12 protein-coding genes are annotated in these 14,108 nt (G+C 64.1%); 11 read left to right on the top strand and 1 reads right to left on the bottom strand.

Annotated elements, in window-relative coordinates; all coding sequences use genetic code 11:
• Positions 1-549 precede the first annotated feature (549 nt).
• Positions 550-1,836, top strand: coding sequence for a DUF445 domain-containing protein (locus F1735_RS25085; RefSeq protein WP_167239466.1), 1,287 nt, complete (start codon positions 550-552; stop codon positions 1,834-1,836).
• A gap of 130 nt (positions 1,837-1,966) precedes the next feature.
• Here F1735_RS25085 and F1735_RS25080 read toward each other — a convergent pair whose 3' ends face one another.
• Complete coding sequence (locus F1735_RS25080) at positions 1,967-3,814, bottom strand: DnaJ-like cysteine-rich domain-containing protein (RefSeq protein ID WP_167239465.1); 1,848 nt, start codon at positions 3,812-3,814, stop codon at positions 1,967-1,969.
• A gap of 230 nt (positions 3,815-4,044) precedes the next feature.
• Between F1735_RS25080 and F1735_RS25075 the strand changes: the two genes are divergently transcribed.
• The 10 genes from F1735_RS25075 to F1735_RS25030 all read left to right on the top strand — a co-directional run bounded on the left by F1735_RS25075 (position 4,045) and on the right by F1735_RS25030 (position 14,039).
• Positions 4,045-4,881 (top strand): ankyrin repeat domain-containing protein, encoded by an 837-nt coding sequence (locus tag F1735_RS25075; RefSeq protein WP_167239464.1) that lies wholly within the window; start codon positions 4,045-4,047, stop codon positions 4,879-4,881.
• Positions 4,882-4,951: 70 nt separating this feature from the next.
• Positions 4,952-5,467: a DUF1795 domain-containing protein gene (locus tag F1735_RS25070; protein WP_167239463.1), complete on the top strand. Its 516-nt coding sequence runs from the start codon at positions 4,952-4,954 to the stop codon at positions 5,465-5,467.
• A 30-nt stretch (positions 5,468-5,497) separates the two neighbouring features.
• Entirely contained in the window at positions 5,498-9,745 is a 4,248-nt protein-coding gene (locus F1735_RS25065; RefSeq protein ID WP_167239462.1) for an RHS repeat-associated core domain-containing protein, read from the top strand.
• A gap of 19 nt (positions 9,746-9,764) precedes the next feature.
• Entirely contained in the window at positions 9,765-10,454 is a 690-nt protein-coding gene (locus F1735_RS25060) for an immunity 26/phosphotriesterase HocA family protein (protein ID WP_167239461.1), read from the top strand.
• Positions 10,455-10,495: 41 nt separating this feature from the next.
• Positions 10,496-11,197, top strand: coding sequence for an Imm26 family immunity protein (locus tag F1735_RS25055; protein WP_167239460.1), 702 nt, complete (start codon positions 10,496-10,498; stop codon positions 11,195-11,197).
• Between the two features lie 58 nt (positions 11,198-11,255).
• Positions 11,256-11,945: an Imm26 family immunity protein gene (locus tag F1735_RS25050; protein ID WP_167239459.1), complete on the top strand. Its 690-nt coding sequence runs from the start codon at positions 11,256-11,258 to the stop codon at positions 11,943-11,945.
• Between the two features lie 260 nt (positions 11,946-12,205).
• Positions 12,206-12,472, top strand: a complete 267-nt coding sequence (locus F1735_RS25045) for a hypothetical protein (RefSeq protein ID WP_166893013.1) — start codon at positions 12,206-12,208, stop codon at positions 12,470-12,472.
• 397 nt (positions 12,473-12,869) lie between these two features.
• Complete coding sequence (locus F1735_RS25040) at positions 12,870-13,217, top strand: ArsR/SmtB family transcription factor (RefSeq protein ID WP_167239458.1); 348 nt, start codon at positions 12,870-12,872, stop codon at positions 13,215-13,217.
• Positions 13,195-13,635 (top strand): YeeE/YedE family protein, encoded by a 441-nt coding sequence (locus F1735_RS25035; RefSeq protein ID WP_167239457.1) that lies wholly within the window; start codon positions 13,195-13,197, stop codon positions 13,633-13,635. The genes F1735_RS25040 and F1735_RS25035 overlap by 23 nt, the downstream gene beginning before the upstream one ends.
• A complete protein-coding gene (locus tag F1735_RS25030) occupies positions 13,632-14,039 on the top strand; it encodes a DUF6691 family protein (protein ID WP_167239456.1) in 408 nt (135 codons plus the stop codon). The genes F1735_RS25035 and F1735_RS25030 overlap by 4 nt, the downstream gene beginning before the upstream one ends.
• Positions 14,040-14,108: the final 69 nt, after the last annotated feature.

The following is a 14,108-nucleotide window of genomic DNA, read 5'->3' as shown; positions in this document are numbered from 1 at the left end:
CCCGCTCCCGGAAACGATGTCAAAAGTACAGCACAAGAACGAACCCTAAAAACCCCACTACAACGCTCAAGATCACGACATACTTTGTTCAAAAACACACCCGACAAGTAGTCTGACACAGGGGGGCCCTGACCCTGCCGCTGCGCGAAAACGATGTCTACCTGCTTGAACTACGCGCCGGAAAATAGACCCAAACAGATGGCCTGTGGTGTTGGCATATTTGTCACATTCAAGCCTGCCGATGGGCTGCACTGCCCACCTTGTGCGCCAACCGTGCAACCTCCGCGCGCAGTGCGACCGGCCGCAGCACCTCCCAACCGCCTTCCGCGCAACAATGCAATGAGCAATTTCATTGCCTCATTGGATAGAGAGAAAGCGTTGACCACTATTCTGTCTTGGTAATATATTTTGCTAAGATGGATGACTGGCGCAATTCCATTGCCCGGTGCGGCACATCCTGGCGTCCGCTCCCAAGCCTCACCTTCCCGGCCATGCCCACGATCATCCATCATGGCGGCCTTTTCACAGCAAGCAACGACGATTCAACACATGACACACGATTCCAACCTTGTCGGCCAGCTCGACGCCGCCGAAGATACCTACAAGCGCAGCCGCCTGCGCACCATGCAGCGCGTGGCGCTCGGCCTGCTGCTGGCCGCTGCCGTGCTGTTTGCCATCGCCCGCTCGCAGCACGGGCAACATCCGGCCTGGGCTTACCTGGAAGCATTCGCCGAAGCCGCGATGATCGGTGCGATCGCCGACTGGTTTGCCGTCGTCGCCCTGTTCCGCCATCCGCTCGGCATTCCGCTGTGGCATACCGCAATCATCCCGAACAACAAGGCAAGCATCGGCGCCAACCTGGGCAGCTTCGTGGAAAACCACTTCGTGACCGAGGAAGGCGTGGCCGAGCGCATCCGGCAAGCCGACCTGGCCGGCCGCGCGGGCGCATGGCTGTGCGACCCGCTCAATGCCGCGCAAGTAAGCCAGGCGCTGGCCGGCGTGCTGGTGCAAGTGCTCGACAAGGTGGACGACGAGAAGATGCGCACCCGTATCGCCGACCTTGCCAGCGCCGAGCTGGGCAAGCTCGATCTGTCGGGCATGGCCGGCGGCTTTCTCGACACCATGATCGGCAAAGGCGCGCCACAGGCCCTGCTCGATCCGCTGCTGGAAAAGCTGATCACCTGGCTGGGCGACGACGCCAACCATGAAACCGTCGGTGAATTCATGCTGCGTTGCTTCGCGATCGAGAACGCGATGGTCAAGTCGATGGTGATCGGCTATGCGCCCAAAGTCATCGGCTCGCTGCGCGAACAGGCCATCGACGTACGCATGAATCGCGAGCATCCGCTGCGCGGCCGGATCGACAGCTGGCTGGCCGACAGTGCCCTGCGGCTCAAGGCCGATCCCGAGTGGAAGGAATCGGTGGCGCGTTACCAGGCCGATGCCCTGCGCAGCGCGGAACTGCAGGCCACGCTGGGCGCAATCTGGGATACGCTGCGGCAGCGGGTGAAAGCCGATCTGCAGGGCGCCGATCCCGTGATCGCCGCAACGATGCGTCACATCGTGCAGGAATGCGGGCGCGTGCTGGGCGCCGACCCGGCCGTGCGCAGCTGGCTCAACAGCGCGATCGAGACGGGCAGTGCCGCCCTGGTGCAGCGCTACCGCGGCGACGTGGGCAAGTTCATCGAGCAGCAACTGGCCAAGTGGTCGAAAGAGGAAATGAGCACGCGCATCGAGCTGGCCATCGGGCGCGACCTGCAATTCATCCGGATTAACGGTACGCTGGTGGGCGGGCTGGTGGGGCTGCTGATCCACGCCGTCGCAGGCGCGGTGTAAGCCCATCCCCGCGACCACGGAAGGACCATGCTTTATCGCCGAAAACAACGATCAAGAGTTCGATCTTGAGGAGATCCATCGCACCTGGCCGGAAGCGCCGGTGATCGATGCATCGCCCCGAACACGCGCGCTACGGTTTTTCGGCGTTCTCGACCGGCGGTTTTTTTGCCGGCTTTAACCTGGCGCGCTCGCGCCGTTTCTTTTCGATGTCGACCACCGATTCGAACTTGCGTCCCTCGCGCCGCATTTTTTCCATTTCCATCGCCGCTTCCTGCGCTTCGACCGGGATCCTCGGTTTATACAAGGGAATCACGCCATAGCCCTTGCCATCGTTATCAATCCACATCGGCCAGCGCTTGAAGAACGCGCCGGTGGTGCCGACCGCGGTCACGATGACCATCAAGGCAGTCCACTTCCCCATCAACAGTCCCTGGCGCTGCGCCCACAACACGGTCCTTTCGCCGCCGGCCTTTTTCAGCCAGCGCGTACTGAGCCACTTCGCAAGGAACCATCCGAGCACGGTAAACGGAATCGTCATCAGCCCCATTTCCCACACAATCCCGGAGTTGCCCGGCGGGTAAATCAAGCGCTGCGTATCGGCCGACAACAGGTCGATGCGCTTGTCGCGCTCGATATAGGCAATGGCCGCAAACGAAAACGGGATCGACAAGATGATCAACGCGATGAAACTCCGGAAACGCGACCAGTTCAGCGCGACTGAAATCGTTGTCTTGAGGTTTTCCAGGGTCTGCTGGACGTAGGCTTCGGAAACCGAGCGGCTCACGCGTTCCACCACCGCGTTGGGAGCGAGCCCTTCCGACGTCGCATCGATCACCATCTGGTTTACTTCCGACTCCATGAATGGCGCGATCGCTTTGCCGGCTGAACGATAAAACCACGGCGACCAGCGCGCGCGGCCGGCGCTGACGTCCGCGAGGGCTTTAAAGTCGCTTTCCAGCAATGCTTCCAACACCCCGCCGGCGTCGAATATCTGTGGATCGGCGCCGAACATCACCCAATGCGATGTGACGCCGCGCACATCGATCGACAGTTCGCAAAACGGCATGGTGCATTGATACACAAACTCCACCGCCGACTTTTCGCGGAACACATTCACATGTTCCAGGGCGATCTCGCCGTGACTGGCCAGGCTGGCAAATCCGACTTTGCACAGGGCCGCATGCACATAATCGGGCGTGCCTTCGGGATAGCGGCCCGAGAAACCCGGATTGGTATAGGTCACTGTCGAGGTGACTTTGGTCAGGTAGCCATGCCCGGAACAGCCGGTGCAGGTCACTTCGCCCGACCCACCGCAGTTGCCGCACCGGTTTTGCCCGGACCCGCCGCAGTGAAAACACGTGACCCGGCCGCCAGAACAGGAACCGCACGAGCGATGCTGCGTTTCGGAGCGGCTATGGCCGTTGTAGTCGGTCACGGTTCGATGCTGGACAACCGTGCCGGAACCGCCGCAGCTCGAGCAGCTGACGCGCCCGGAACCCGAGCAGCCCCCGCACCGGACCTGGCCCGCGCCGGAGCAGCGCTCGCAGCATACCCTGCCCCGGCCATTGCATCCATTGCAGGTATACGTATGGAACAGGCGCCGCGGATGGGTGCGAAGGCGGGTGCGGGCGGAAATCGCCGCGTAGGCCTGGTTCCTGACCGACTGCACCAGGCTATCCATCGTCTCGGGACGCGTCAATTCCGCGCGCCCCTGCACTGCGGCTTGCTCCTGGTACCACTTCCAGTCGGCCGTGCCAAAATCGCCCTGGCCCGGGTGGTGGACCCCATGATGGTCAGTGGACTCGGAACAGACCTCCAGTTCGTGCCGGATCGTGACTGTGAATTGACGCACGACAGGGCGCGCGTCGCGCACCACCAGGTCGGTGACGTTAAACCGGGTGGCACGCTCGATATACCCGGCCGCCGTGGCTTTGCAGCTGTCCAGATAACGCTGCAAGAAACGATCGTCAGCCTCCATGCGCCTCGCTCCTTCGATTCAAGTTGGCCGAGCTCAAGGAAAGTGGCAGCAAGATGCGCTGTGAGGACATGATCGACTCTTCGAATGACGTTAAAAAGTTGATCTTAACACAATAGTCATTACCATCGACACTGGTAGGCGGCCACAGCGCTGCATTCCAATACAAATTGTCTTGCATGAAATGGTTTGATAGAATTCATCTTGCTCTTTTTATACTGTACGCATACCTGATGGATCATCCCGGCATGGGCAATGGCAAGCACTCATCTCACCCGCACACCACGGCGCGTCGCCCGCCCGGCGCCATCACGCGCCTGCTGCCGCTGCTCGCCTGCCTGCTGGCCGCGCCGATGACGCCTGCCGCGCCGCTGCCGGACCAGCCCTCCGCGCGCCAGCGCTGTCCCGCCACCGATGCCGCCCAAGCCCCGCGCATCTTCGCCGCCCTCGGCAAGGATCGTCACGACGCGCTGAAAAAAGTGCTGGCCGCCGGCGACAATCCGAACCCGTGCCACGGCGGGCGCACGCCGCTGATGATCGCGGCCGCCGGCGGCGACGCCGACGCGCTGCACATGCTGCACCAGGCCGGCGCCGTCATCGATGCCCCGCTCGATGCGCAAGGCGGCACGGCGCTGCACGCGGCCCTCGCCGCCGGCCAGTGGCGCGCCGCCGCCGCCCTGCTCGAACGCGGGGCCGACACCCGCCTGCGCGACGACTACGGCAACACCGGCTTGCACCAGCTGGCCAACAGCGCCCACAGCGCCGACCCCGGCGCGCAGGACGCGCTGGCCGACAGCATGCTCAAACTCGGCGCCGCGCTCGACGCGCCCGGCCCGCAGGCCAGCACGCCGCTGATGCTGGCCATCGACGCCGGCAAGCGCGAACTGGCCGCCTTCCTGGTCGACCAGGGCGCCGATCCGTTTCTTCGCAACGCGCGCGGCGAGAACGCGCTGGCCATCGCGCGCCGGCGCGCCCTGCCCGCCATGATCGACATGCTGGAACGCTGCATCGGCCAACGGGCGCCGCGCTGCGCCGGCAACGCCACGGCGGCGCGCTACTCGACCAGGTAGCGCCGCCACGCAAGCACGCCACCTCCCATCGCCGAATACTTTTTGAACTTCACAAAACGGAAAGCAGCGCATGAGCGACACCACAGCAGCGAGCAGCACGGACGGCAACGCCAGGATCGGCATCCACGAAGGCAGCATCGGCCTGCCCGCCGGCTATGAGGACCGCACCAGCAACATCTTCACGCCGGCCAACCTGCAGACCCAGCCCAACCTGAGCATCGCGCGCGACTGGCTGGCCGAGGGCGAAGACCTGGCCGCCTATGTCGACCGCCAGATCGCCCTGCTCAAGGCGCGCCTGGCCAGCCACAAGCTGCTCGCGCGCGTGCCCGAACGCCTTGGCCGGCACGACCCTGCCCTGGCCGGCGAACGGATCGAAGCGCAGTACAAGAACGGCGCCCAGACCATCCGCCAGCGCCAGGCCGTATTCTTGATCGGACCCCGGCGCGCCCTGATCCTCTCGGCCGCCACAGCGCGCCCGTTCGACCAGGATGCCGACACGCTCTGGCGCGGCTGGCTCGATAGTTTTGCGCCGCCCGCCGACGATGCCGCCATCGCCGCAGGAGGCGCTGGATTGAGCGCCCCGTAACACCCCGCAACGCCCAACGGAAGGCCCGCCATGCTCGAAGCTGCCCGCATTACCGACCCGATCGCCCACACCAGCGCACTGACCGGTTTCCTGGTCGGCGCGGTCATCGGGATCGCGCTGATCGCCGCCGTCGCCTTTGCCACTTTCACCTGCGGCTTCGGCGTGGCCCTGCTGGCCGGAATGGCCGCCGGCCTGGGAGCGAGCGGCATCCTCGCGCTCGGGGAGGGCATCGGCAAGATGTTCTCCTCGCCGGCCGGCACCATCCTTACCGGTTCGATGAACGTGTTCACCAACAAGCTGGCGGCGGCGTACGCCACCGTCAGCACGGTCGCCTGCAGCAACCATCCGCCGGCGCCGGTGGTGGCCGACGGCTCGGGTAACGTCTTCATCAACGGCCTGCCGGCGGCGCGCAAGACCGACGCCATTGTCTGCGGCGCCAAGATCGACGGCGGCTCGAACAATGTCTTCATCGGCGGCGGCACCGTGCGTTACAAGGAAGTGGCCGACGAAGTACCGCCCGGGCTGCGCACCGCGGTCGACTGGGCCTTCGCGCTGGCCGGGCTGGCGGGCGGCCTGGGAGGGCTGGTCAAGGCGTCCGGCGGCTTGTCGAAAGCGGTGCTGCCGTGCGCCGCCAAATTCATCGGCGGCTTTGTGATCGGCGAAGCGGTCAGCCGCTACGTGGTCGCGCCCGTGGTCGGGCGCGTCATGGGCGGCTTGTTCGGCAAGCCGGTCGAGGTGGCGACCGGCCGCAAGCTGCTGCTGGCGCAGGACGAAATCGACTTTATCGTGCAAAGTCCGCTCAAGCTGGTCTGCGCGCGCTTCTACGCCAGCAACCTGACGCACGAGAGCAGTCTGGGACGCGGCTGGGTGCTGCCCTGGGACCTGCGCCTGCAGCAGCGCGACGGCAAGATCTGGTACAGCGACGCACAAGGGCGCGAAACCGGTTTTCCGCTGATGCAGCCGGGGCACACCGCCTTCAGCGAAGAAGAACAATGCTACCTGGCCCGCAGCGCCGACGGCCGCTTCATCCTGTACACGCTCAACGAAACCTACTTCGACTTCGGCCACCTCGACCTGGCGACAGAAAAAATCGCCTGGGTGCGCCGGGTCGAGGACCGCAGCGCCCAGTCGATCAGCTACGAACGCGACGACGACGACCGGGTGAGCACGATCCGCACCAGCGGCGGCCAGCAACTGCAACTGCACTACAGCGCCCTGCCGGCGCGCCTGACGATGATCGAATGCACGCACGGCGGCGCCCCCGGGCCACTGGTGCGCTACGACTACGACGGCGCCGGCCAGCTGGCGTCGGTCGTTGACGCGAACGGCGACGTGGCGCGCCGCTTCACCTGGGCCGGCGCGCTGATGGCCAGCCACACCAACGCCCTGGGACTGGTGGCCAGCTACACCTGGGGCGAGGTACACGGCCAGGCGCGCGTGCTGGCCTGCCATTCCAGCGAAGGCGAACACACCACCTTCCGCTACGACGTGGCCGCGCGCCAGAGCTGGGCCACCGATGAACAGGGCCGCACCGCGCACTGGGTCTACGATGCCAATTTCCAGATCGTCGCATGCACCGACCTCGATGGCGGCACTTACCGCATGCATTACAACGGCGCCGGCCAGCCAACCCTGATCGAGCTGCCCGGCGAGCGCACCGTCGCTTTCGAATTTGACGCGGCCGGCCGCATCGTCAGCGAAACCGACCCGCTGGGGCGGGTGACCCGCACCGCCTACGACGGCAACAGCCTGCGCGTGAGCCAGCTGGTGCTGGCGGACGGGGGCCGCTGGAGCGCCGCCTACGATTACCTGGGCCGCCTGCTGCACAGCACCGATCCGCTCGGGCGCCGCCACGCTTACGAATATGGCGACGGCCTCGATCCCCTGCCGCAGGCCAGCATCGACCCGCGCGGCGGACGGCGCAGCATGGCCTGGAACGGGCGCGGCCTGCTGACCACCTACACCGATTGCTCGGGCAAGACCACGCGCTACGACTACGATGCCGACGGGCGCCTGGAAGTGGCCACCAACGCGCTCGGCGACGTGACCCGCTTCGAGCGCCTGCGCACCGGCGAAGCGGTGCGGGTCACGCTGCCCGACGGCAGCGGCGAGCAGTTCGCGTACGATGCCGGCGGCAATATCGTCGAGTGGCGCAAGGGAACCGTGCAAGCGCGCCAGTGGCTGCGCAATGCACGCGGCCAGGTGATCGACGCCATCGACCCTGCCGGGCGCCACCTGCACTACCGCTACGATGCGCAAGGCCGGCTGGTCGAGATGGCGAGCGACGCCCACAGCCGCTATCTGTTCGAGTACACGGCGGGCGACCGGGTGGCGCGCGAGGTGCGGCCCGACGGCGTGGAACGCCACATGCGCTACGACGCCGCCGGCAACCTGCTGGCGATCGACAGCGTGGGCGTGGCGGCCGGCGGCGAGCGGCCGCGCCGCACCATGGCGTTCGAACACGACAAGATGCGGCGCATGCTGGCGCAGGTCAGCGCCACCGCGGCGACCCGCTTCGCCTGGGACGATGGCGACCGCCTGCTGGGCGGCGTGCGGGTACCGAGCGACGCCGGCGCGGCACTCGGCATGGCCGCCAGCGAAGTGCGCTTCGACTACGACAAGGGCGGACGCCTGCTCACCGAACACGGCGACCAGGGCGCGCTCGGCTACATGCTCGACGAACTCGATAACCTGACGGCGCTGAACCTGCCGCACGGGCAGCGCATCGACATCCTCAGCTACGGCGCCGGCCATGTACACCAGATCCGCAGCGCCGGGCACCTGATCAGCGACTTCGAACGCGATGACCTGCATCGCGAAACCGGCCGCACCCAGGGGCTGCTCACGCAGCGCATCGGCTACGACCAGCTGGGGCGGCGCGCCTGGCAATCGAGCGGGGGCCAAAGCGAGGCGCTGGCGCCGGGCCAGGGACGTCTGTGGCGCAGTTACCGCTATGCCGCCTCGGGCGACCTGGCCGAACAGCGCGACAATCTGCGCGGCGGCATCGAATTCCAGTACGATCCGGCCGGCCACCTGCAACGCCAGACGCGCCCAGGCGCGCACGAGCAGGAGCAGTTCGCGTGGGACGCGGCCGGCAACCTGCTCGACGACGTCAAGCGCGCCAGCCGCGGCGCCGTCGAGGGCAACCGGCTCAAGGTATGGCAGGATATCCGGCTCGAATACGACGCCTGGGGCAACCTGCTCACCAAGCGCAAGGGCGCGCATCAGGTCCAGCACTTCACCTTCGACGCCGAGGACCGCCTGGTCAAGGTGCGCACCGAGAACCTGCGCGGCATCATGGAAATGCAATTCGATTACGATCCGATCGGGCGCCGCATCGCCACCCGCGAGCGGCGCATCGAAGCGGGCGGCAGCGCGCGCAGCGAGACCCGCCGCTTCGTCTGGCAAGGCTTGCGCATGGTGCAGGAGGTGCGCGACAGTGGCGTGAGCAGCTATGTGTACAACCCCGACGCCCGCTACACGCCGCTGGCGCGCATCGACGCGGCGCTCGGCGCCTCCATCGGCGCGGCGGCCGCCGCCGCGGTCATCGAGCGGGCGCGCGTGTATCACTTCCACACCGACCTGGTGGGCACGCCGCTGGAGGTGACCGACGAGGCGGGCGAACTGGCGTGGGCCGGCAAATACAGCGCCTGGGGCAAGCTCGACAAGGGCGACGACGCCGCGCTGGCGGCGCGCATCGAGCAGCCCCTGCGCATGCCGGGACAGTACGCCGACCACGGCACCGGATTGCACTACAATACTTTCCGCTTCTACGATCCGGACATCGGCCGCTTCATCAGCCAGGACCCGATTGGCCTGGAGGGCGGCGAGAACCTGTATGCGTACGCCCCCAACCCGACCGGGCGCATGGACCCGCTGGGCTGGATTGCCGAGACGGCGCCGGGCTACCATGTGTACGGGCTGTACGAAGAGGGTGCGACCAAGCCATACTATGTCGGCATTACCGATGACCTGGACCGGCGCGCAACCGAGCACGCAACATCGGGTCGGTTGGTAGGAAAAGCAAAGATGGACCCCATCAAGAAAAATGTGACGTATGGCGAGGCGCGCGGTATCGAGCAAGCACGTATCGAACATCATGGTACAAAGACCGGTACGATCGGGTCTGACCTCAAGCAAGCTGCCACATACGCAGAACGCGGCAACAAGGTCGCCTCGTTCGACCACAACAACACCACACGTCCGGCAGCGCGCCAGACGTATTTTGAAGATGCCTACAAGGCTGAAAAAACCAAACTCAGTGGCGGCTGCGGCTGAACTGATACAAGGAGAAGTTATGGGATGGTGGAACGCGCCGGAAAATCCGGATCTGACCGTGGGCGATACTGTGCTCGACTTGACACGGCGTTTTTTGATCGACTTCAGCCGCGAGTACCAGGAAGACTTGTCGCGCAAACCGACCTTGCAGGAACTGGAATATGCGCTGAACCTCGGATTCAAGGTCAACCTCGACGACGACATCGTCTCGGATTTTGAAGAGCTGGAAGTCAAGCAGGTGACGATCAAGACCGCCAAGCGTGCGAAGCGGCAAAAAGCCAAGCCGGGCGACATTTTCGCGTTCAAGCTTGACGACGGGCGCTGGGGTTTTGGACGAATCGTGATCAAAATGACGGTGGGTGCACTGGCCGAATTCTTCGATTACACGGCCAACCAGCCGGTATTCGACTACAGCAAAATCGACACGTGGCTGGTTCCGCCACTGACGATCAGCCCCCATATGCTGTTCGAAGCTAAAGTTGAAGGCGACTGGCGGATCATTGGTCACACGCCGGAGTTCACGCCGGGTGAACGATACAAGGACCTGCGTTTCGTTTACGGATCGCCGGACCGGACCGCCGTCGATATTTTCGACAATGAAGAACCTGTCAGTGCGGAGGTGGCAAAACGGTATCCATCTTACTCATCCCGAGGCGACACGAATGTGAAGCATGACATTGAAGCCTATCTGGCCGCCAAGGGAAAATGAGTCTGGTCGAATACCGGTGGGCCGGGTGAAAGGATAACGCTATGGGATGGTGGAATTGCCCGGATAGTGCCGACGTGGTCACTGGCGACGCGGTACTGGACTCGGTGCGGCATTTCCTGCGCGCTGTCAGTGACGAATACCAGAAAGGCCTGGCGCGCAAACCGACGCTGGGGGAACTGGAATATGCGCTGAACCTGGCCTTCAAGGTCAATGTCGACAGCGCTGTGCTGGACGGCGTCGACGGACTGGAAACGAAGCAGGTCGTGCTGAAAACCGCCATGCGCCCGAAGATGCATAAGGTAACACCCGGCGATATGTTTGCCTACAGGCTGGAAGATGGCCGTTTCGGATTCGGCCGGGTCATCGCGGACGCCTCGGTCGGTGCATTTGCCGAAATCTTCGATTATTTCGCCGCGCGGCCGGTCTTCGATTACACCAGGATCGATACCTGGCTGGTGCCGCCGGTGCCGATCGAGAGCTATTCGCTGCTCGAAACACGTTCGATCGGCGACTGGCGCATTATCGGCCATACGCCGGACTTTGTACTCGGCCCCAAATACAGCGCTTTGCGTTACGTGTACGGCTCCAACCCGAACACGCTGATGTGGCGGGATATGGAAGGTAACAAGGGGCCGATCACCCCCGCCGAGGCGCAGGGACTGCCGCACTACGTCGGCCTGGACGATTACCTGTTCGCGCAGCATATCGCCAGCCATGTTCAAGCGCGCATAGCAGCCCGATAAGCGCACCTGATGGCGCCGTCGGCGCAATCGACAAGGAGACAAGATGGGTTGGTGGAACGTGCCGGAAGCGGCCAGTGTGACGACAGGGGACGCCGTACTCGACTCGGTGCGGCAATTCCTGCGTGCTGTCAGCCGCGAATATCAGGACCACCTGTCGCGCAAACCGACCTTGCAGGAACTGCAATACGTCTTGAATCTCGCATTCAAGGCAAACGTTGACGACCAAGTCGTTTCCGGAGTCGAAGAACGCGACGTCAGGCAGGTGGCGATCAACACCGCCAGACGTCCGAAGCGGCAAAAGGCCAGGCCGGGCGATATATTCGCCTTCCAGCTTGACGATGGACGCTGGGGCTTTGGCCGTATCGTCAGCGACTGTACGATCGGTGCGGTTGCCGAGTTTTTCGACTACACGCCCGGCCAGCCGGTATTTGACTACGGCAAGATCGACACCTGGCTGATTCCACCGATCTCCATCAGTTCCCATCTCCTGTTCGAAGCGCGCATCGAAGGCGACTGGCGCATCATCGGCCATACGCCCGGCTTCGCGCCGGGCGAGCGCTACCGGGATCTGCGTTTTGTCTACGGCGACCCGCACTGGATTGCCGTTGGTGTTTTCGGCATCAGCGAATCGGTCAGCGCGGAAGTGGCGGGACGCCATTCCCTGTATGCCTCACGCGGCGACCGCAATGTAAAAAATGAAATCAAACGCTACCTGGCCGGCAAGCCCTTGTATTGGACGGGGAATTGAACATGTCGCCTGCCAGCCGCGCTTGCGCGCAAGCCGCGTCAACCCGCCACAGCACGCCGATTTGCCGCTTTCATCATCTTAATATCGGAACATTTCATATTGCCCAGCAACATCACTGGCGCGAATAATGCATATAGCTAAGAAATCGCCTGATATTGACGATGGTGATATGAGGCATCATAAATCAAAATTTTCTTTATAGCTGCGACTCTCCTATACTGCACTGCAACAACACACCGTTTAATCCAGGAGAGTTCCAAATGAGCAGCGCCACCTACACCCAACCGACGAACCAAGGCTTCCGCCATTACCTGACCGATGTCAGCAATGCGGCCCGTGCCTTTGCCGCTGCGCTGTTTGCCGCGCAAGAGCGCCAGTTCATCGCGCAGGAAGTAGCGGTCAAGCCGACCCAGAACGAGCGTGCGCGCATGCGCAGCCATCGCAAGCTGATCGTCATGGCAAATGCCTACCAGAGCATGCATCCGAGCCTGGCTGCCGAGCTGCGCAACCTGGCGTCGCGGGGTTGATCATGGAAGTGATCGAATATCTCCCGGGCGCCCTGGCAGCGATTGCCTTTGCCGTACGCATTGCCATTTTCTTCCGCGACGGCCCTGAGCCGGAGCAAGACCAGCAAGACGCTTGATTTTCTCACCGGCCGCGTTCGTGGCCGGACGCATGACCGCGCTGCCACTGCTGCAGCGCACAAAGCCCTCCGATGTCGGGCCTGGCATTCCCCCTCAATGCCAGGCCCGACATCCCTCCCCCGGTGTCAGGTCTGACATTCGGACACGGTCTCAGCAATTCCCCCGGTGTCAGGTCTGACATTCGGACACGGTCTCAGCAATCGTCGGCAAAACAATTAACGCGGTCATATTCTAGGCTGTGATATATTATTCAGATTGATAATGACTTTCCGTTCCCACCATGCCCGAACACCACCTCGATCTTCAACGCTTCTTCGCCGGGGCCGACCAGGCTTGCGCGCTGCTGAAAGTGCTGGTCAACCGCGACCGCCTGTTCCTGCTGTGCCAATTGTCACACCAGGAGCGCAACGTCGGCGAACTTGAACAGTTGACCGGCATCCGCCAGCCGACCCTGTCGCAACAGCTCACCGTGCTGCGCAACGAGCAACTGGTCAGCACCCGGCGCGAGGGCAAGCAAATCTTTTACTCGCTCTGCAGCGCCCAGGCCAGCGCTGTCATGGACGTGCTGTACCAGCAGTTCTGTTCGCCCAACCCGGAGAAGCAAGATGATGCCACCGCTCAACCCTGACCTCGTCCGCGCGTTGGCGGGCGGCGCCGTGATCGGCCTGGCCGCAGCCATGTTCCTGTTGCTAAATGGCCGCATCGGCGGCATCAGCGGCATTCTCGGCGGCTTGTTGCGTCCGGTTCGTAGCGAACTCGGTTGGCGCATCGCCTTTCTCCTTGGACTGGTGCTCTCGCCATGCGTGTTCGTCCTGTTCGCGCCCTTGCCGGCGGTACACGTCGAAGCCGGCAAGGCGAGCCTGATCGTGGGCGGCCTGCTGGTCGGACTCGGCACCCGCTACGGCTCCGGCTGCACCAGCGGACACGGCGTGTGCGGCATCGCCCGCCTGTCGCCCCGCTCGCTGGCCGCGACCGCCGCTTTCATGCTGGCCGGTTTCATCACGGTGTTCATGCTGCGCCATCTGCTGAACGGAGCAAGCGCATGAAAACCGTGATCACAGCCTTCGCCAGCGGCCTGGTCTTCGGCCTGGGACTGATCCTGTCGGGCATGACCGATCCGTCCAAGGTGATCGGCTTTCTGGACTTGGCCGGCAACTTCAATCCGGCGCTGGCCTTGGTGATGATCGGCGCCATTCCAGTAGCGGCGCTCGCTTTCCGCATTGCGGCGCGGCGCCCGACCCCCTTGCATCTGCCCGACGCGCGCAAGATCGACCGGCGCCTGCTGCTCGGCGCGCTGACCTTCGGCGCCGGCTGGGGCGTGGCCGGCTACTGCCCGGGGCCGGCGCTGGCGTCGCTGGCGACCGGCGGCAGCGACGCGTTGGTTTTCGTGGCGGCCATGGTGGGCGCAATGCTGATCTACGAAGTGATCGAAGCGCGGCGCAAGGCCTAAGCGCGGCAGGCAACGGCGCCCCGGCGTCCTCGGGAAGCCGCCCGCGCCCGGCGCGCCTGCGCTAGAATG

The sequence above is a fragment of the Massilia genomosp. 1 genome, from assembly GCF_011682185.1.
Lineage (GTDB): Bacteria > Pseudomonadota > Gammaproteobacteria > Burkholderiales > Burkholderiaceae_D > Telluria_A > Telluria_A rubra.
Note: the sequence above shows the minus strand (reverse complement) of the source record. Positions and strands in the feature narration are given on the sequence as shown.

What these genes read in the sequence shown, in the direction of transcription:
- F1735_RS25045 (WP_166893013.1), top strand. Translation starts at nt 12,206, where the DNA reads ATGAGCAGCGCCACCTACACCCAACCGACGAACCAAGGCTTCCGCCAT.
- F1735_RS25035 (WP_167239457.1), top strand. Translation starts at nt 13,195, where the DNA reads ATGATGCCACCGCTCAACCCTGACCTCGTCCGCGCGTTGGCGGGCGGC.
- F1735_RS25065 (WP_167239462.1), top strand. Translation starts at nt 5,498, where the DNA reads ATGCTCGAAGCTGCCCGCATTACCGACCCGATCGCCCACACCAGCGCA.
- F1735_RS25030 (WP_167239456.1), top strand. Translation starts at nt 13,632, where the DNA reads ATGAAAACCGTGATCACAGCCTTCGCCAGCGGCCTGGTCTTCGGCCTG.
- F1735_RS25075 (WP_167239464.1), top strand. Translation starts at nt 4,045, where the DNA reads ATGGATCATCCCGGCATGGGCAATGGCAAGCACTCATCTCACCCGCAC.
- F1735_RS25070 (WP_167239463.1), top strand. Translation starts at nt 4,952, where the DNA reads ATGAGCGACACCACAGCAGCGAGCAGCACGGACGGCAACGCCAGGATC.
- F1735_RS25080 (WP_167239465.1), bottom strand. Translation starts at nt 3,814, where the DNA reads ATGGAGGCTGACGATCGTTTCTTGCAGCGTTATCTGGACAGCTGCAAA.
- F1735_RS25060 (WP_167239461.1), top strand. Translation starts at nt 9,765, where the DNA reads ATGGGATGGTGGAACGCGCCGGAAAATCCGGATCTGACCGTGGGCGAT.
- F1735_RS25085 (WP_167239466.1), top strand. Translation starts at nt 550, where the DNA reads ATGACACACGATTCCAACCTTGTCGGCCAGCTCGACGCCGCCGAAGAT.
- F1735_RS25040 (WP_167239458.1), top strand. Translation starts at nt 12,870, where the DNA reads ATGCCCGAACACCACCTCGATCTTCAACGCTTCTTCGCCGGGGCCGAC.
- F1735_RS25055 (WP_167239460.1), top strand. Translation starts at nt 10,496, where the DNA reads ATGGGATGGTGGAATTGCCCGGATAGTGCCGACGTGGTCACTGGCGAC.